The sequence below is a fragment of the Lysobacter sp. P5_C4 genome (genome assembly GCF_054049695.1).
In genome coordinates, this window is record NZ_JBFULX010000004.1 from 356,862 (window position 1) to 372,872 (window position 16,011).

The following is a 16,011-nucleotide window of genomic DNA, read 5'->3' on the forward strand; positions in this document are numbered from 1 at the left end:
GTTGCATTCATGCTTTGGCGAAGAAGATCAACTGCGCTGGGAGACCATCATCACCTTCGGCGTCACGAAGATCAGGAGTTCGGCCTTCTCCTTCGTGCGGCCCTTCTTCTTGAACAGGTTGCCGATCACCGGGAGGTCGCCCAGCCACGGCACCTTGGTCACGTCGGCACGGTCGCGGAATTCGTACACGCCACCGATCACGACCGTCTGGCCGTTGTCGACGAGCACCGCGGTGTTGATTTCGCGCTTGTTGATCTGGGGCACGTCACCGATGTCGGTGTCGATGAAGCCTTCGATCTCGTCCTTCTTGATGGCCATGTTGAGGAACACGCGGCCGTCGTTGGTGATCGTCGGGGTGACCTTCAGCTCGAGCAGGACGTCCTTGAACTGCACGTTCGGGATCGCCGCGCCGGAGCCCTGCTGCTGGGAGATCGTCACGTAGCCGACTTCCTGGCCCTGGCGGATCACCGCTTCCTTCTGGTTGCTGGTGACGATGCGCGGGTTGGAGATCACTTCGCCGCGGCCTTCGGTCTGCAGCGCCGAGAGCTCCATGTCGAGCACGTAGCCGGCGTTGATGATCGACAGCGCGAGCGAACCGGCGGCACCGACGACCGGGAGGTCGACGTTGAGCGACTTCGCCGGCGGGGTCGGGCGCGGCGTGCCGCTGTTGGCGGTGTTGCCCGCGACGTTGCCGTTGAACAACACGTTCTCGTTGGCGCCGGCGATGCCGAACTTCGCACCCAGTTCGCGGGCGAAGGACTCGGTGGCGATCACGATGCGGGCTTCGATCAACACCTGGTCGACGGGCTTGTCGAGCAGGCCGACGAGGCGGCGCACTTCGGCGACCTTCGAGGGGATGTCGATGATCAGCAGCGTGTTCGTGCGGCGGTCGAAGCTCATGCTGCCGCGCGGGGAAAGGAAGCCGCGCTGGGCGTTCGTGCCGCCACTACCGCCACCGGAGCTCGACTTGCTTTCCTCGGTGAGCAGCTTGGCGATGTCCTCGGCGTTGCCGTAGTTGATCGGGATGTACTCGGTGATCATCTCGGCGCGGTTTTCGATCGCGATGCGCGCGTCTTCCTTCGCCTGTTCGTACTTGGCGATCTCGTCCTGCGGGGCGACCCACACCACGTTGCCGTCGCGGCGCTTGTCCAGGCCCTTGGCGCGCAGGACGATGTCCAGCGCCTGGTCCCACGGCACGTTGATCAGGCGCAGCGTGACGTTGCCCGAGACCGTGTCGGAGGCGACGACGTTGAGGTTGGATTCCTCGGCGATCAGCTGCAGGACGGTGCGCACGGGCACGTCCTGGAAGTTGAAGGTCACCGGGCGGCCGCCGTAGACCTTGGCCGGACCGCCGGACGCCGTGGCGCCGACGGCCGCACCCGCGGCCGGTTTGGCGGCGGCGCGCGGCACGACTTCGACCACGTATTCGTTGCCGGTCTGGTAGGCCATCGACTCGAAGTTGCCGTTGGTGGCCAGCACCAGCTTCGTGCCCGCGCCGTCCGGCCGCGCTTCGATGCGCTGCACGGGCGTTGCGAAGTCGGCGACGTTGAGCGGCTTGGCCAGCGAGGCCGGCAGCTTGGCGTTGCCGACATCGATGATCACGCGCGAGCCTTCATTGCGAATGTCCGGGATCGCACCGGACCCGCTGAAGCGCAGGCTGAGCCGGCCGGAGCCGCCGTCGCCGCGCTTGAAGTCGATGTTGGAGACGGAGATCGTGCCGGGCACGTTCTTGCTCGGATCGACATTGGGCGTCGGGGCGGTGGCGGCCGTGGCCGCGGACTGCGCCGCGAGGACGCGCGATGCCTGGGCGGCATCCGCGGCGCCGAAGGCCGTCACGAGCCCGATCGCGAGCCCCAGGGCCCCGGCCCGAAGGAAGGGGCGCCGTGCGGGCCGCATCGGTGTGGCGTTGTGCAAGGTCATCGTCCTTTCCCCTTATTGATCTTCGAGCGCGACGGTCGCAGGGCGTTCCAGCCAGCCGCCCGCGCCATCCGGCACCAATTCCACGAGTTCGATCCGGTCTTCGTAGACCGCGGTCACGCGACCGTCGGACTGCCCCAGGTACACGCCGGGGCGCACGCGATACGTCACCTTGTCCGGCGCCATGACCAGCGCGATGAGGTTGGACCCGCCACCGAGCGTGCCGACCATGTCGAGGCTGTCGAGCGGGAACTGTTCGAGCGTCTGCTTCGGGCGGTTCGGATCCGGCCGCGGGCCGCTGCCGCCACTGATGTCGCTGAAGGCTTCGCTGAAGGGATCGCGCAAGGCCTGGGCGGCGTATTCGAAAGTCTCGAACTGCTGCATCACGGGGAGCGGATCGAGCGGCGGCGCGGGACGCGCCTTCACTTCGGCCACCCACTTCTCGAGGTCTTTCGCCGGTTCCGGACCGCTGTTGACGCTTCGGCCGCAGGCGGCGAGCGCGAGCAGCGCGATCGCAACCAGGACGCGGGAGGTCTGCTTGGAAGTCATTACTTCTTCCCTCCCTTGGGCGGCGGTGCCTTCTTGCCGCCCTTGGCGGGGGCACCGGCACCGGCGGTCTCGTTGTCGTCGAGATAACGGTAAGTCTTCACCGTACCGGCAAGCTGCAGGACGCTGTTCGGGCCGATCTTGGCGCCGGGCGTCGGATTGCGCGGCGTCAGCACGATGTTGTGCATCGTCATGATCACCACCCGCGGCAGCGAAGCCACGCCGCTCACGAACGCGCCGAACTGGTGGTAGGTGCCCACCATGCGCAGCTGGATCGGCTTCTCGGCGTAGAACTCCTTCGGCGCTTCCGGACCCGGCTGGAAGAGCTCGTTGGTGATGCCCGTGGCCAGCGCGGTCTGGGAGATGTCGATGATCAGGTCCGGCATCTCGGTCTTGCTGGGCAGCTGGCGCAGCATCTGCTGCAGTTGCTGTTCCATCTGCGCGAGCTGGAGCTTCAGCGGTTCCAGGTTGGCCGCCTGGCCCTGCTTCTCTTCGAATTTCGCGCGCAGGTCGCCTTCGGTCCGGTCCAGCTCGGCCAGCTGGTCGCGCTGGCCGGTGATCACGAAGTACCAGACCAGGCCGATGATGAACGCCGCGATGAGCGCGCAGAACGCGATCTTGTACGACTGCGGCCACGACGCGGTGTTGTTGAGGTTGACGTCCTTCAGCGCCATCTTTTTCTGGCTCATGGCGCGGCTCCATTCGTCGGGGCGGCGGCGGTGCCGGCACTCGCGGGCGGCGTGACGCCGGTGGGCGGCGCGACCGACGGCGCGGCATCGGGGATGCCGTCCTTGTTCTCGTCCTTCGGCGCATTCGGGTTGGCGAGCTTGACCTGCAGGTCGAACTCGTACGGCAAACCCTTGTTGGTGCCGCGCGCTTCGATCACCGACAGTTCGGGGTTGGTCATCCAGCCCGAGCTTTCGAGGTTGCGCATGTAGGTGGAGACGCGCGCGTTGGACTGCGAGCGGCCCTTGAGCGTGAGCATGTCGCCGTTCTGCTGGATCGAGGCGAGCGTGACGCCGTCGGGGATGGTGCGCACCAGCGAGTCGAACAGGTGGACCATTTGCGAACGGTTGGCCTGCAGCTCTTCGATCACCGTCTTGCGCGCGAGCAGCTTGGCCTTCTTCTCGTCGAGCAGCTTGATCTCGTCGATCTTGGCCTGGACCTTGGTGATCTCGCCTTCGAGGTAGGTGTTGCGCTCGGTCTGGCCGTCGATCTGCGCGTTGTAGAACATGTAGATCAGGAAGGACAGGACGACCGCGCCGAGCGCGGCCGCACCCACCATCGCCATGAATTCCTTCTGGCGCTGGCGCCGGCGCTCGGCACGCCAGGGGAGGAGGTTGATCCGTGCCATCAGTCGAAGCTCCTCATGGCCAGGCCGCAGGCGATCATCAGCGCGGGGGCGTCCTGGTTCAGCGCATGCGCCTGCACGCGCGGACCAAGCGTCATCTGCGCCAGCGGATTGGCCATCACCGTCGGCACGCCCAGTTGCTCTTCCACCATCGCGGCGATGCCGGGGATGGAGGCGCAACCGCCGGCGAGCACGATCTGGTCGACGCGGTTGAATTCGCTGCCGGCGTAGAAGAACTGCAGCAGGCGGCTGACCTGCTGGACCATCGCTTCCTTGAAGGGCTCCAGGACTTCGATGTCGTAGCTTTCGGGCAACCCGCCCTGGCGCTTGGCCAGCCCGGCTTCTTCGTAGCTCAGCCCGTAGCGGCGCATCACCTCGTCGGTGAGCTGCTTGCCGCCGAACACCTGTTCGCGGCTGTACAGGCTGCGGCCGTTGCGCAGGATGTTGAGCGTGGTCATCGTCGCGCCGGTGTCGACCAGCGCGATGATCCCGTCGCGCGGCGCGCTCAGGGTGTCGGCCAGCAGCGAGAAGGCGTTCTCGATCGCGAAGGCCTCCACGTCCATCACCTTCGCGGTGAGGCCGCCGAGTTCGAGGGCGGCGACGCGGGCGTCGACGTTCTCGGTGCGCGAGGCCGCGAGCAGCACCTGCACCATCTCGGTGTTGCCGGGCATCTGGCCCAGCACCTCGAAGTCGAGGTTCACTTCCTCGATCGGGTACGGGATGTAGTTGACCGCTTCGAGCTCGACCTGCGATTCCAGGTCGGTCTCGTCGAGGTCGCCCGGCATCGGGATGATCTTGGTGATCACCGCCGAGCCCGCGACGGCCGCGGCCGCATGCCGGGCGCGGGCGCCCGAGCGGTTGACGGCCCGCTTGATGGCTTCGCCGACGGCTTCCACCTCGACGATGTTTTTTTCCACCACGGCGTTCGGCGGCAGCGGTTCGACCGCGTAGTGCTCCACGCGGTAACGGTTCCCGGATCGGGAGAGCTGCAGCAGCTTGACGGCGGTCGAGCTGATGTCGACCCCGATCAGCGGCGGCTGACTGTTTGTGATCAATCCCACGTTTTCTCCCCTATTCACGGGCGCTTACGCGCACTTCGTGCCCCGAAGCATTAAATAACGGACTTTAAACGATCTGGCAACCTCCCCCACCCCGGGCACCGATCACAAGTCCGACATTCCCCTTGCTGAACGGGCTGGGAGGCCACTTCCGGCCGCCCAGTCGTTCCCCACGCCTCCTCTATACTCCTTGTCCCAAGAAGCCCGCAATCGGATTGGTTTGATGTCTCGTTTTCGTCGTGTGCTGCGTTGGGGTTTGGTGGGTTTTCTCGGTGCGGCCGTCCTGGGGGTCCTGGGACTGGGGCTGCTTTACTTCCTGATCGCGCCGAAGCTGCCCGACGTGGACCAGCTCCGCCACGTCGAGCTGCAGGAGCCGATGTACGTGTACGCGCGCGACGGGCGCCTGATGGCCCTGTTCGGCGAAACGCGGCGCTATCCCATCGAAATCGAGAAGGTCCCGCCGCGCCTGAAGCAATCCTTCATCGCGATCGAGGACTCGCGTTTCTACGAGCACCACGGCATCGACTACAAGGGCGTCGCGCGTGCGGTGTGGCTGCTCGCCACCACCAACGACAAGCGCGTGCCGGGCGGTTCGACGATCACCCAGCAGGTCGCGCGCCAATTCTTCCTGAGCTCCGAATACAGCTACTCGCGCAAGCTCGCCGAGATGATGCTGGCGATGCGCATGGAGAAGGAGCTGACGAAGGACGAGATCCTCGAGCTGTATCTCAACAAGAGTTTCTTCGGCAATCGCGCCTACGGTGTCGCCGCGGCGGCGGAGTTTTATTTCGGCAAGTCGCTGGACCAGCTGTCGCTCGACGAGATGGCCACCCTCGCGTCGATCCCGAAGTTCCCCTCCAGCGGCAACCCGATCACCAACCCCGAGCGCGCGAAGATCCGCCGCGACTACGTGCTGCAACGCATGCGCGAATTGAAATTCATCTCGGCGGGCGAGGAACAGGCGAGCGCCGCGGTGGCGATGCACGCCACGCCGCACGAACGCCCCATCGAGGTGTACGCGCCGTACGTGGCGGAAATGGTGCGGCAGGACATGGTCGCGCGCTTCGGCGGCGACGTGCTCACCAAGGGTTACCACGTCACCACGACGATCGACCCGACGCTGCAGGCCGCCGCCGACCAGGCGATCCGCGACGGGCTGATGACCTACGACCACCGCCATGGTTGGCGCGGCGCAGAGAAACAGGTGGAACTGCAGGCGAACGAATCGCCCGATGCGCTGCGCGCACACCTGCGCGGCGTGATCACGCAGGCCAACCTGTTGCCTGCGTTGGTCACTGGCACCGACGGCACCAACGCGACGGTCATGCTCGGCGACGGGACCGAAATGGAGCTCGACGCCAAGGCGAGCCAGTGGACCGGCAAGTCGCCCGGAGCGCTGCTCAAGCGCGGCGACATCGTGCGCGTGCGCCGCGACATGCCGAGGGCGACGATCGACAAGGACGGCAAGGCAGTACCGCCGCCGGCCGATGCCACGCCCACCTACGCGCTCGACCAGGTGCCGCGCGCGCAATCCACGCTCATCTCGATGGAAGCCGAAACCGGTGCGTTGCGCGCGCTCGTCGGCGGTTACAGCTTCGCGGCGAACAAGTTCAACCGCGCCACGCAGTCGCGTCGCCAGCCCGGTTCGAGCTTCAAGCCCTTCCTGTATGCGGCGGCCTTCGACCGTGGCTACAACCCCGCGTCCATCGTGCTCGATGCGCCGGTCGTGTTCCGCGACCGCGTCGGCCACCTGTGGCGCCCGCAGAACGACTCCGGCAACTTCGCCGGGCCGATGCGCTTGCGCGAAGCGCTCGTGCAGTCGCGCAACCTGGTGTCGGTGCGCCTGCTCGATGCGATCGGCGTGGATTACGCGCGCAAGTACATCAGCCACTTCGGGTTCCCGATCGACCAGCTGGTGCCGAATCTGTCGATGTCGCTCGGCGCCTCGTCGCTGCAACCGCTCGCCGTCGTGCGCGGTTACGCCGTGTTCGCCAACGGCGGCTTCCTCGTCGACCCCTACCTCATCGACGATGTGAAGGACCGCACCGGCAAGGTGATCTTCAAGATGAAGCCCGCCATTGCGTGCCGCGGTTGCGGCATGAAGAACGGGCAGTTGGTCGCCTCCACCGTCATCGACGGCTTCGACCTCGGCAACGCGCCGGCGTCGGCCTCGTCGGTGCGCAGCTCCAAGCCCGCAGAACCGGTGAAGATCGCCGAAGGCACGACGCTCGCGCCGCGCGCGATCGACGAACGCACGGCCTACCAGCTGGTGTCGATGATGCGCGACGTCGTGCAACGCGGCACCGGCACGGCGGCGAAGGTGCTTGGCCGCGAGGACGTCGGCGGCAAGACCGGTTCGACCAACGACCACCGCGATGCGTGGTTCTCCGGCTTCGGCGGCAACATGGCGACCACCGTCTGGGTCGGCCGCGACGACTACAAGTCGTTGGGGTATCGCGAGTACGGCGGCAAGGCGGCATTGCCGATCTGGATCGACTTCATGCGCGTCGCGCTCGATGGTCGCCCGGTGATGGCGAACGACCCGCCCGAGGGCATGGTCGAAGTCGCGGTGGGTCCCGGTGGCCACCTCGTGCCCGGCAGCACCGGCGGCATCACCGAGTGGGTGAAGGCCGAAGACCTCGAGCGCATGGAAAGCTACGTCGACTACGGCCCCGACGACCAGGCGCCGAGCGAAGACACGTACGACATCTTCTGAGTGCGCGAGGCGTGCACGCCGGCCACGGCCGGCGTGACGTTCGGATTGCGGGCCGATGCGATACAGTCGGCCCGGGTCGACTCGGAGCACGCGCCATGCATCACGCCCAGCAGCACGCCGAGACACGCACCCGTGAACGTCGCCGCCGCCTCGCCCACGAGGCCGCGCGCCTGATGGCCGAAAGCGGCATCCGCGATTTCCACCAGGCCAAGCGCAAGGCCGCCGAACGCCTCGGCATCCACGACGACGCATCGCTGCCGCGCAATCGCGAGATCGAAGACGCGTTGCGCGAATACCAGCGCCTGTTCCAGGGCGATGCCCAGGCCGCCGGGCTGCGCGCACGTCGCGACGCCGCACTGCGCGCACTGGAATTCTTCGCGACGTTCGACGCACGCCTTGTCGGCCCGGTGCTCGATGGCACCGCCGATCGTTATTCGCCCGTCGCCTTGCATCTGTATACCGACGATGCCGACGCGGTCGCGCGCGCGCTCGACCAACACGGCATTCCCGCCGAATCGCGCTCGCGCCGCGTGCGGTTCGATCGCGAACGCGCGGGCGACGTCCCGGTGTGGGTGTTCAGCGCGGAAGACCTGACGTTCGACCTCACCGTGCTGCCGCGCGATGCGCTGCGCCAGTCGCCGTTGTCGTCGGTCGACGAGAAGCCGATGAAGCGCGCGTCGCTGTCGCAACTGCGCGAGTTGATCGCCGAAGACGAGATCGCGACCTACCTGGCCGGGCAATAAAAAAGCCCCGCATCGGCGGGGCTTTTTCGTGCGACGTTCGAGGGTCAGCGCTTGCCCAGGTCGACGTAATCGCGCTCGGCGTAACCGGTGTAGATCTGGCGCGGACGGCCGATCTTGGCTTCCGGATCGGTCTGCTGTTCCAGCCAATGCGACACCCAGCCGGCGGTGCGCGCGATGGCGAACATCACGGTGAACATCTCCGTCGGGATGCCCAGCGCCTTGTAGATGATGCCCGAATAGAAATCGACGTTCGGGTAGAGCTTGCGCTGCACGAAGTAGTCGTCCTTCAGCGCGGCCTCCTCGAGCTTCATCGCGACGTCGAGCAGCGGATCGTTGACGCCGAGCTCGCCGAGCACCTGGTAGGTCATCTCGCGGATGATCTTCGCGCGCGGGTCGAAGTTCTTGTACACGCGATGGCCGAAGCCCATCAGGCGGAAGCCCGATTCCTTGTCCTTTGCCTTCGCGACGGCCGAGCCCACGTTTTCCGGACGGCCGATCTCTTCGAGCATCTTGAGCACGGCTTCGTTCGCGCCGCCATGCGCGGGGCCCCACAGCGCGGCGACGCCGGCGGCGACGCACGCGTAAGGGTTGGCACCGGTGGAGCCCACCAGGCGCACCGTCGAGGTCGACGCGTTCTGTTCGTGGTCGGCGTGCAGGATGAAGAGCAGGTCCAGCGCCTTGGCGGCGACCGGGCTGAGCTCCAGCGGCTCGCTCGGCACTTCCTTCATCATGTGCAGGAAGCGCGTGGTGTACTCGAGGTTGTTCTTCGGGTAACGGATCGGCCAGCCGATCGAATAGCGGTAGCACGCCGCGGCGATCGTCGGCACTTTCGCGATGAGGCGGATCGCGGCGAGGCGGCGCTGTTCGGCGTCTTCCAGGTCGAGCGAGCCGTGGTAGAAGCTCGCCATCGAACCGAGCATGCCGACCATCATCGCCATCGGGTGCGCGTCGTGGCGGAAGCCATAGAGGAACGTGCGGAAGGCCTCGTGCATCATCGTGTGATGCGTGACTTCGTGGTCGAAGGCTTCGAATTCGGTCTTCGAGGGCAATTCGCCGTGCATCAGCAGGTAGGCGACCTCGAGGAAACTCGAGTTCTTCGCCAGCTGCTCGATCGGGTAACCGCGGTACAACAACACGCCTGCGTCGCCGTCGATGTAGGTGACCGCCGACTTGCACGCGGCGGTGGCGGTGAAACCCGGATCGTAGGTGAAGCAGCCGGTTTCCTTCGGCAGCTTCGCGATGTCGATGCAGGGCTGGCCGAGCACGGGATGCTGCACCGGCAGCGCGACGTTCTTGTCGCCGGCGGTCAACGTCACCTGGTCGAGTTTGGACACAAGGCACTCCTTCGAATAACGGTACGCCCCGTGCGGCAGGGCGGCGACAAGCCGCGGGCACGCCGCGGAGGGCCGGAATTATTGCATGGGAACCGTTTTCCCGACGCGCGCACCTTCGACGTGCGGCGTTGCACCGAAACTGAGGGAATGCACTAAAAAACAGCACCGCATTGCGCGGGGCCGGAAACGAAAACGGCCGCCCTGGGGCGGCCGTCGCCTGCGTGCATGCCCGGAGGCATGCCGCGTATTACTTCTGGGCGTAACGCTTGCGGAACTTGTCGACGCGACCGCTGGTGTCGACGAGCTTGTTCTTGCCCGTATAGAACGGATGCGTGGCCGACGAGACTTCCACCTTGATGAGCGGATACTCGTTGCCGTCCTCCCACTTCGTCGTTTCCTTGGAGGAAAGCGTCGAGCGCGTGAGGATCTTGAAATCGGAAGTCACGTCGTGGAAAACCACGTCGCGATATTCGGGATGGATGCCGGCCTTCATGGCTGCCACCGGGTCTGAGCTGGGAAAGAGCGGCATTCTAGCCGGGCGGCTGAGCTGGGCGCAAGCCGTGGCAGGCCCAAAATGCTGAATCCCCGCTCCTGCGGCCCAGGCTCGCTGCCCTAACCGGCCGCCAGCGCCGCGGCGACCCGCGCCTCGAATGCCGTCTGGTCGTAACGCAGCAGGATCGCCACGTTGTCCGGCCGGCCTTCCTCACGACGCCAATCCACGATCGTCGCCCCGCGCGTATGGCGTCCTTCGAGTTCGACCGTCATCGGGCGCTCGGCGATTTCGCGTGCGCCCGCGGGATGCAGTGCATGGGCCATCGCGAGGGCGTCTGCCGAATGCCAGTCCCCGCCGCGGCGGTCGGCGGCCCAGTCGCGCGTGCGCCGCGAGATCGCATCGTAGAAGCGCGCGCGGGGCGAAGGCGCCTGCAGCCATTGTTCGAAACGTAGGTGCGGGAAGCCGTGCGCCATCACCGCTTCCCAATCCACCAGCTCGGTGCGCGGGAACGCGGCGAACACGATGTGCGCCGCTTCCGGATCGAAGGCCACGTTGAATTCCGCCGCCGCCGTGATGTTGCCGTGCGCGGTCACCGCGCCGCCCATCACCACCAGGCGCGGGATGCGCGTCGGCAGGGTCGGATCGAGTTTGAGCGCAAGCGCGAGGTTGGTCAGCGGGCCGAGCGCGACGAGCAGCAACTTGCCGGCATGGACGTGCGACAAACGCAGGATCGCGAGCGCCGCGTGTTCGGTTTCCGCGGCGCGTGCGGGCGCGTCGTAGGCGATGTCGCCGAAACCGTCGAGGCCGTGCACGTAACCTGCGTCGCGCGCCGGGTGCAGCAGCGGCGCCTGCGTGCCCGCGAAGACCGGCACCGGATGCTGCGCGACTTCGCACAGCTTGAGCGCATTGCGCACCGTGTGTGCGAGGCCCACGTTGCCCGCGGCGATCGTCAGCCCGACGACCTCATGCCGCGGATCGTCGAAGGCCATCAGCAGCGCGAGCGCGTCGTCGACGCCCGGATCGGTGTCGATGAGAAGGGGAATGGGCATGGGTTCGAAACCTTGTGACTAGGCGGAAGCGTAACGCGCCGCGCCGCCGACCCAACGGTCGATGACGCGATCGGCGAGCGCGGGATCATCGGCGAGCAGGCGATCGGCGAGCGCGCGCACCTGCGGCAGCATCCCCGCATCGCGCGCAAGATCGGCGACGCGGAATGCGGCCAGGCCCGTCTGCTTCGTGCCGAGCAATTCGCCCGGGCCGCGCAGTTGGAGATCCTTTTCCGCGATCACGAAACCATCGTTGGTTTCGCGCATCGTTTCCAGGCGTTGCCTGGCCATCAGCGACAACGGCGACTGGTACAGCAGCACGCACGAGGACGCCGCGCTGCCCCGCCCCACCCGTCCGCGCAACTGGTGCAATTGCGACAAACCGAGGCGCTCTGCGTTTTCGATGATCATCAGCGAAGCGTTCGGCACGTCGACGCCGACTTCAATCACCGTCGTCGCCACCAGCAGGTCGAGCGTACCTTCCTTGAACGCGCGCATCGTCGCCTGCTTCTCGGCGGCCTTCATGCGGCCATGCACGAGCCCGACGCGCACCTGCGGCAACGCGGTCGACAGCATCTCGAAGGTGCTCTGCGCAGCCTGGGCCACCACCTCGTCGGAATCGTCGATCAACGTGCAGACCCAATAGGCCTGGCGCCCTTCGGCGCACGCGGCGCGAATGCGTTCGATCAGTTCGGGACGCCGATCGCTGCTGAGCGCGACGGTCTGCACGGGCGTACGGCCCGGCGGGAGCTCGTCGATCGCGGAGACATCGAGGTCGGCGTACGCGGCCATCGCGAGCGTGCGCGGGATCGGCGTGGCCGTCATCACGAGTTGGTGCGGCACGCTGTCGCCACCGGCGCCCTTGTCGCGCAAGGCCAGCCGCTGGTGCACGCCGAAGCGATGCTGTTCATCGACGATCGCCAGTGCGAGGTCGTCGAACACCACGCCTTCCTGCATCAGCGCATGCGTGCCGACGACGACCTGCGCTTCACCCGACGCCACCGCCGCAAGGACCTGCGTGCGCGCCTTGCCGGTGACCTTGCCCGCGAGCCACGCGACGCGCACGCCGAGCGGTTCGAGCCAGCCGCGCAAGTTGACGAGGTGTTGTTCGGCGAGGAGTTCGGTCGGCGCCATCAGGGCGGCCTGGCGCCTGCCTTCGACCGCGAGCATCGCCGCGAGCGCGGCGACGACGGTCTTGCCGCTACCGACGTCGCCCTGCACGAGCCGCAGCATCGGATGCGGTTGCGCGAGATCGTGCCGCAACTGTGCGTACACGCGCGCCTGCGCGCCGGTCAACGCGAAGGGCAGGGACTTCTGCAGACGCGCCGCGAGCACGCCCTTGCCATCCAGCACCGGCGCACGATGGCGCTGCAAGGCGATGCGTTGCCGACGCAAACTCAGGTTGTGCGCGAGCAATTCTTCGAGCGCGAGCCGCTGCTGCGCCGGATGCGTTCCCGCGAGCAAGGCATTGACGTCGGCATCGCGCGGCGGGCGATGCATCGTGAGCAAGGCCTCGCGCAGCGAAGGCAGGTCGAGTTCGGCGCGCATCGTCGCCGGCAGCAATTCGAGCGCATCGGCATCGGGCAACTTGTCGAGCGCCTGCCCGATCAGTTTGCGCAACGCACCGGGGCCGATGCCTTCGATCGCCGGATACACCGGATCGAGCAATTCGCCCAGCGCGTCGTCGGCATCGCCGACCACGCGATAACTCGGATGCACGATCTCCATGCCCTTCGCGCCCGCGCGCGGCGTGCCGTAGCAGCGCACGCGCGTGCCGGGCGCAAACTGCGCCGCCTGCTGCGCACGAAAGTGGAAGAAGCGGAGCACCAGCGTGCACTGCGATTCATCGCCGATAGCCACGCGCAAGGAAGGGCGAAAGCGGAATCCGCGATCCACCGCCTCGACGATGCCCTCGATCTGCGCCGGTTGACCGGGCTTCAACGCACGGATCGGCGTGAGCGATGTGCGGTCTTCGTACTGGCGCGGCAAGTGCAGCCACAGGTCCTGCAGCGTGAGCAGGCCGCGCGAGGCGAGTTTTTCCGCCACGCGCGGGCCGACGCCGCCGAGCGACGACAGCGGCGCATCGCCTGCGGCGGCGAATCCGGGGATCGGTCGAGCGACGCGCGCCACGCGGTACGTCTGATGGGTCAGCGCAGGGCGAGGATGGCGTCGACCTCGAACTGCGCGCCGCGCGGAAGCCCGGACACCTCGATGGTCGAACGCGCGGGATAAGGCGCGTCGAAATATTCCGACATCACCTGGTTCACGATCGCGAACTGGCCCAGGTCGGTGAGATACAGGCCCAGGCGCACGACGTCGGCGAGCGAGGCATCGGCGGCTTCGCACACGGCCTTGAGGTTGTCGAACGCGCGGCGCGCCTGCGCTTCGATGTCGCCTTCGACGAGCAGTCCGGTGGCGGGATCCAGCGCGATCTGGCCGGAGAGGAACACCGTGTCGCCGGCGCGCGTGGCCTGCGAATACGGCCCGATGGCCGCGGGCGCGCGGTCGGAATGGATGGGCTGGCGGGGCATCGGTCGAGCTCCGTTGAATGAAAGGCGATGCGGAAGTGTAGCGACCTCTACAGGCGCTGCACGCCGTGCACCACGTGCAGGCGGCGTACGCGGCGGATCACGTCGGCCAGGTGCTTGCGGTCGTGCACTTCGATCGAGAACCGGATGGCGCTGATGTTGCTGTCGCGTTCGACGTATTCCACGCGGTCGATGTTCGACTCGGCCTGCGCGATCGCCGCCGCGACCTGCGCGAGCACGCCCGGCCGGTTGTCGACTTCGATCTTCAGCGCGGCCTGGTAGTCGCCGCTGACTTCGCGGTCCCAACCCACGGGCACCCAGCGCTCGGGATTCTTGCGCAGCTCCACGACGTTCGGGCATTCGATCCGGTGCACCACGATGCCGCGGCCGGCGGTGTGGTAACCCATGATTTCGTCGCCCGGGATCGGCAGGCAGCAGTTGGCGAAGGTGATGACGCCGCGTTCGGCGCCGGTGATCAGGATGCGGTCGGTCGAGGGACTGAACAAACTCGCGGCGTCGAGCAGGAGGCTGTTGTCCGCGACGTCGGGCGCGCGGCGCGCGAGCACGTTGGCCACTTGCGACGGCATGCGGTTGCCGAGGGCGATGTCGGCGAGCAGCGCTTCCAGGCGCGGATAGCGATGTTCGGCCAGATAGGTTTCCAGGTGCTGCTGCGGCAACCGATCCAGCGACGTGCCCAGGGTTTCCAGCGAACGATCGAGCATGCGATGGCCGAGCTGCACGGCATCTTCGTGTTCGAGGTGCTTGAGCTGGTGACGGATGGCGGTGCGCGCCTTGCCCGAGACGACGAACTCCAGCCACTGCGGCTTCGGCGTCGAGGATTTTGCGGTGATGATCTCCACCGTCTGCCCGCTCACCAGCTTGGTGCGCAGCGGCACCAGCGCGCGATCCACGCGCGCGGCGACAGCCTTGTTGCCGACGTCGGTGTGCACCGCGTAGGCGAAGTCGAGCACGGTGGCATTGCGCGGCAGCGAGAGGATCGCGCCCTTCGGCGTGAACAGGTAGACCTCGTCGGGGAACAGGTCGACCTTGACGTTCTCGAGGAACTCCAGCGACGAACCCGTCGAACGCTGCGATTCGACGAGATTGGCGATCCACTGGTGTGCGCGACTCTGCGCACTCGTCGGTGTCTCGCCGCCATGCTTGTACGACCAGTGCGCCGCGATGCCGCGTTCGGCGATCAGGTCCATTTCCTCGGTGCGGATCTGCACTTCGATCGGCGAACCGTACGGCCCGAACAACACGGTATGCAGCGACTGGTAGCCGTTGGTCTTCGGGATCGCGATGAAATCGCGGAAGCGCCCGTCGAGCGGTTTGAACGCGGTGTGGACGACGCCGAGCGCGTGGTAACACTCCGGCACGGTGCGCACGACGATGCGGAAGCCGAAGACATCCATCAGCTGGTCGAGCGTTTTTCCTTCCGCGCGCATCTTGGTGTAGATGCTCCACGGCGACTTGATGCGGCCGACCAACCGATACGAGAAGCCTTCCTTCGTCAGCCGCTGCGCCAGGCGCGCTTCGATCTGCGTCAGCGATTCGCGGCGGACGACCGGCTGCATGCGGATGCGCTTTTCGATCACCGCGTGCCGCCACGGGTGCAGGCCGCGGAAGCCGAGGTCCTGCAGCTCGGCCTTGATCAGGTTCATGCCCAGGCGCTGCGCGATGGGCGCGTAGATCTCCAGGGTTTCGGTCGCGATGCGGCGGCGCGCTTCGACACTCTGCGCGCCGAGCGTGCGCATGTTGTGCAGGCGGTCGGCGAGCTTGATCAGGATCACGCGCAGGTCGCGCGCCATCGCGAGCAGCATCTTGCGGAAGCTTTCGGCGGCGGCTTCCTGGCGGTCGCGGAACTGCAGCTTGTCCAGCTTGGTGACGCCGTCGACCAGGTCGGCCACCGTCTCCCCGAACTCCTTGGCGATCGCCAGGCGCGTGAGGGGCGTGTCCTCGATCGTGTCGTGGAGGATCGCGGCGATCAGGGTTTCGACGTCGAGGCGTTCTTCGGCCAGCACCGTCGCCACCGCGACCGGGTGCGTGATGTAGGGCTCGCCCGACTTGCGGGTCTGGCCGACGTGGGCGGCGGCGCCGACGGCCCACGCGCGGCGCAACAGGCCGAGCTGGTCCTGCGGCAGATACGCGGCGGCCTTCTCCAGCGCGAGGACGTACTCGGGGACCACCGTCGACGGCGGTTCGAGCAGATGCGCGGATTCGGGGGACGGCATGGTTGGAGCCTACCGCTTTTGCCTGTCCCCACAAAGGAAAAGCCC

At 66.8% G+C, this 16,011-nt stretch carries 13 protein-coding genes; 2 read left to right on the forward strand and 11 right to left on the reverse strand.

Going from position 1 to position 16,011, the window contains the following annotated elements; translation table 11 throughout:
- Positions 1-27: 27 nt before the first annotated feature.
- From ACXJJ8_RS12070 to ACXJJ8_RS12090, 5 genes are read right to left on the reverse strand one after another with little or no spacing between them, the layout of a single operon-like run.
- Positions 28-1,920, reverse strand: a complete 1,893-nt coding sequence (locus ACXJJ8_RS12070; protein WP_499030342.1) for a type IV pilus secretin PilQ — start codon at positions 1,918-1,920, stop codon at positions 28-30.
- 12 nt (positions 1,921-1,932) lie between these two features.
- Positions 1,933-2,466: a pilus assembly protein PilP gene (locus tag ACXJJ8_RS12075; RefSeq protein WP_499030344.1), complete on the reverse strand. Its 534-nt coding sequence runs from the start codon at positions 2,464-2,466 to the stop codon at positions 1,933-1,935.
- The gene (locus ACXJJ8_RS12080; protein ID WP_499030347.1) at positions 2,466-3,152 is read right to left on the reverse strand and encodes a type IV pilus inner membrane component PilO; all 687 of its coding nucleotides are present in this window, start codon (positions 3,150-3,152) and stop codon (positions 2,466-2,468) included. The genes ACXJJ8_RS12075 and ACXJJ8_RS12080 overlap by 1 nt, the downstream gene beginning before the upstream one ends.
- Positions 3,149-3,817, reverse strand: a complete 669-nt coding sequence (locus ACXJJ8_RS12085; RefSeq protein WP_499030349.1) for a PilN domain-containing protein — start codon at positions 3,815-3,817, stop codon at positions 3,149-3,151. Before ACXJJ8_RS12085 ends, ACXJJ8_RS12080 begins: the two co-directional genes overlap by 4 nt.
- Positions 3,817-4,875 carry a pilus assembly protein PilM gene (locus tag ACXJJ8_RS12090; RefSeq protein WP_499030351.1) on the reverse strand — a complete coding sequence of 353 codons (1,059 nt, stop codon included), beginning with the start codon at positions 4,873-4,875 and terminating at the stop codon, positions 3,817-3,819. The genes ACXJJ8_RS12085 and ACXJJ8_RS12090 overlap by 1 nt, the downstream gene beginning before the upstream one ends.
- Positions 4,876-5,095: 220 nt before the next feature.
- On the opposite strand from ACXJJ8_RS12090, the gene ACXJJ8_RS12095 reads away from it, so the two are divergent.
- Positions 5,096-7,588, forward strand: a complete 2,493-nt coding sequence (locus tag ACXJJ8_RS12095; protein ID WP_499030353.1) for a penicillin-binding protein 1A — start codon at positions 5,096-5,098, stop codon at positions 7,586-7,588.
- Between the two features lie 95 nt (positions 7,589-7,683).
- Positions 7,684-8,331, forward strand: coding sequence for a hypothetical protein (locus tag ACXJJ8_RS12100; RefSeq protein WP_499030355.1), 648 nt, complete (start codon positions 7,684-7,686; stop codon positions 8,329-8,331).
- A gap of 44 nt (positions 8,332-8,375) precedes the next feature.
- Here the strand turns inward: ACXJJ8_RS12100 and ACXJJ8_RS12105 are convergent, their stop codons facing one another.
- From ACXJJ8_RS12105 to ACXJJ8_RS12130, 6 genes are all read right to left on the reverse strand, one after another.
- Entirely contained in the window at positions 8,376-9,665 is a 1,290-nt protein-coding gene (locus ACXJJ8_RS12105) for a citrate synthase (RefSeq protein WP_499030358.1), read from the reverse strand.
- 247 nt (positions 9,666-9,912) lie between these two features.
- Complete coding sequence (locus tag ACXJJ8_RS12110; protein ID WP_499030360.1) at positions 9,913-10,158, reverse strand: type B 50S ribosomal protein L31; 246 nt, start codon at positions 10,156-10,158, stop codon at positions 9,913-9,915.
- Positions 10,159-10,277: 119 nt separating this feature from the next.
- On the reverse strand, positions 10,278-11,207 hold the full coding sequence (locus ACXJJ8_RS12115) for a nucleoside hydrolase (RefSeq protein ID WP_499030362.1): 930 nt from the start codon (positions 11,205-11,207) through the stop codon (positions 10,278-10,280).
- A gap of 18 nt (positions 11,208-11,225) precedes the next feature.
- Positions 11,226-13,334: an ATP-dependent DNA helicase RecG gene (recG, locus tag ACXJJ8_RS12120; RefSeq protein WP_499030365.1), complete on the reverse strand. Its 2,109-nt coding sequence runs from the start codon at positions 13,332-13,334 to the stop codon at positions 11,226-11,228.
- Positions 13,335-13,351: 17 nt separating this feature from the next.
- Positions 13,352-13,735, reverse strand: a complete 384-nt coding sequence (locus tag ACXJJ8_RS12125) for a RidA family protein (RefSeq protein WP_499030367.1) — start codon at positions 13,733-13,735, stop codon at positions 13,352-13,354.
- Positions 13,736-13,782: 47 nt separating this feature from the next.
- Positions 13,783-15,966 carry a RelA/SpoT family protein gene (locus ACXJJ8_RS12130; protein WP_499030370.1) on the reverse strand — a complete coding sequence of 728 codons (2,184 nt, stop codon included), beginning with the start codon at positions 15,964-15,966 and terminating at the stop codon, positions 13,783-13,785.
- Positions 15,967-16,011 lie beyond the last annotated feature (45 nt).

What these genes read in the sequence shown, in the direction of transcription:
- ACXJJ8_RS12070 (WP_499030342.1), bottom strand. Translation starts at nt 1,920, where the DNA reads ATGACCTTGCACAACGCCACACCGATGCGGCCCGCACGGCGCCCCTTC.
- ACXJJ8_RS12075 (WP_499030344.1), bottom strand. Translation starts at nt 2,466, where the DNA reads ATGACTTCCAAGCAGACCTCCCGCGTCCTGGTTGCGATCGCGCTGCTC.
- ACXJJ8_RS12080 (WP_499030347.1), bottom strand. Translation starts at nt 3,152, where the DNA reads ATGAGCCAGAAAAAGATGGCGCTGAAGGACGTCAACCTCAACAACACC.
- ACXJJ8_RS12085 (WP_499030349.1), bottom strand. Translation starts at nt 3,817, where the DNA reads ATGGCACGGATCAACCTCCTCCCCTGGCGTGCCGAGCGCCGGCGCCAG.
- ACXJJ8_RS12095 (WP_499030353.1), top strand. Translation starts at nt 5,096, where the DNA reads ATGTCTCGTTTTCGTCGTGTGCTGCGTTGGGGTTTGGTGGGTTTTCTC.
- ACXJJ8_RS12100 (WP_499030355.1), top strand. Translation starts at nt 7,684, where the DNA reads ATGCATCACGCCCAGCAGCACGCCGAGACACGCACCCGTGAACGTCGC.
- ACXJJ8_RS12110 (WP_499030360.1), bottom strand. Translation starts at nt 10,158, where the DNA reads ATGAAGGCCGGCATCCATCCCGAATATCGCGACGTGGTTTTCCACGAC.
- ACXJJ8_RS12115 (WP_499030362.1), bottom strand. Translation starts at nt 11,207, where the DNA reads ATGCCCATTCCCCTTCTCATCGACACCGATCCGGGCGTCGACGACGCG.
- ACXJJ8_RS12125 (WP_499030367.1), bottom strand. Translation starts at nt 13,735, where the DNA reads ATGCCCCGCCAGCCCATCCATTCCGACCGCGCGCCCGCGGCCATCGGG.
- ACXJJ8_RS12130 (WP_499030370.1), bottom strand. Translation starts at nt 15,966, where the DNA reads ATGCCGTCCCCCGAATCCGCGCATCTGCTCGAACCGCCGTCGACGGTG.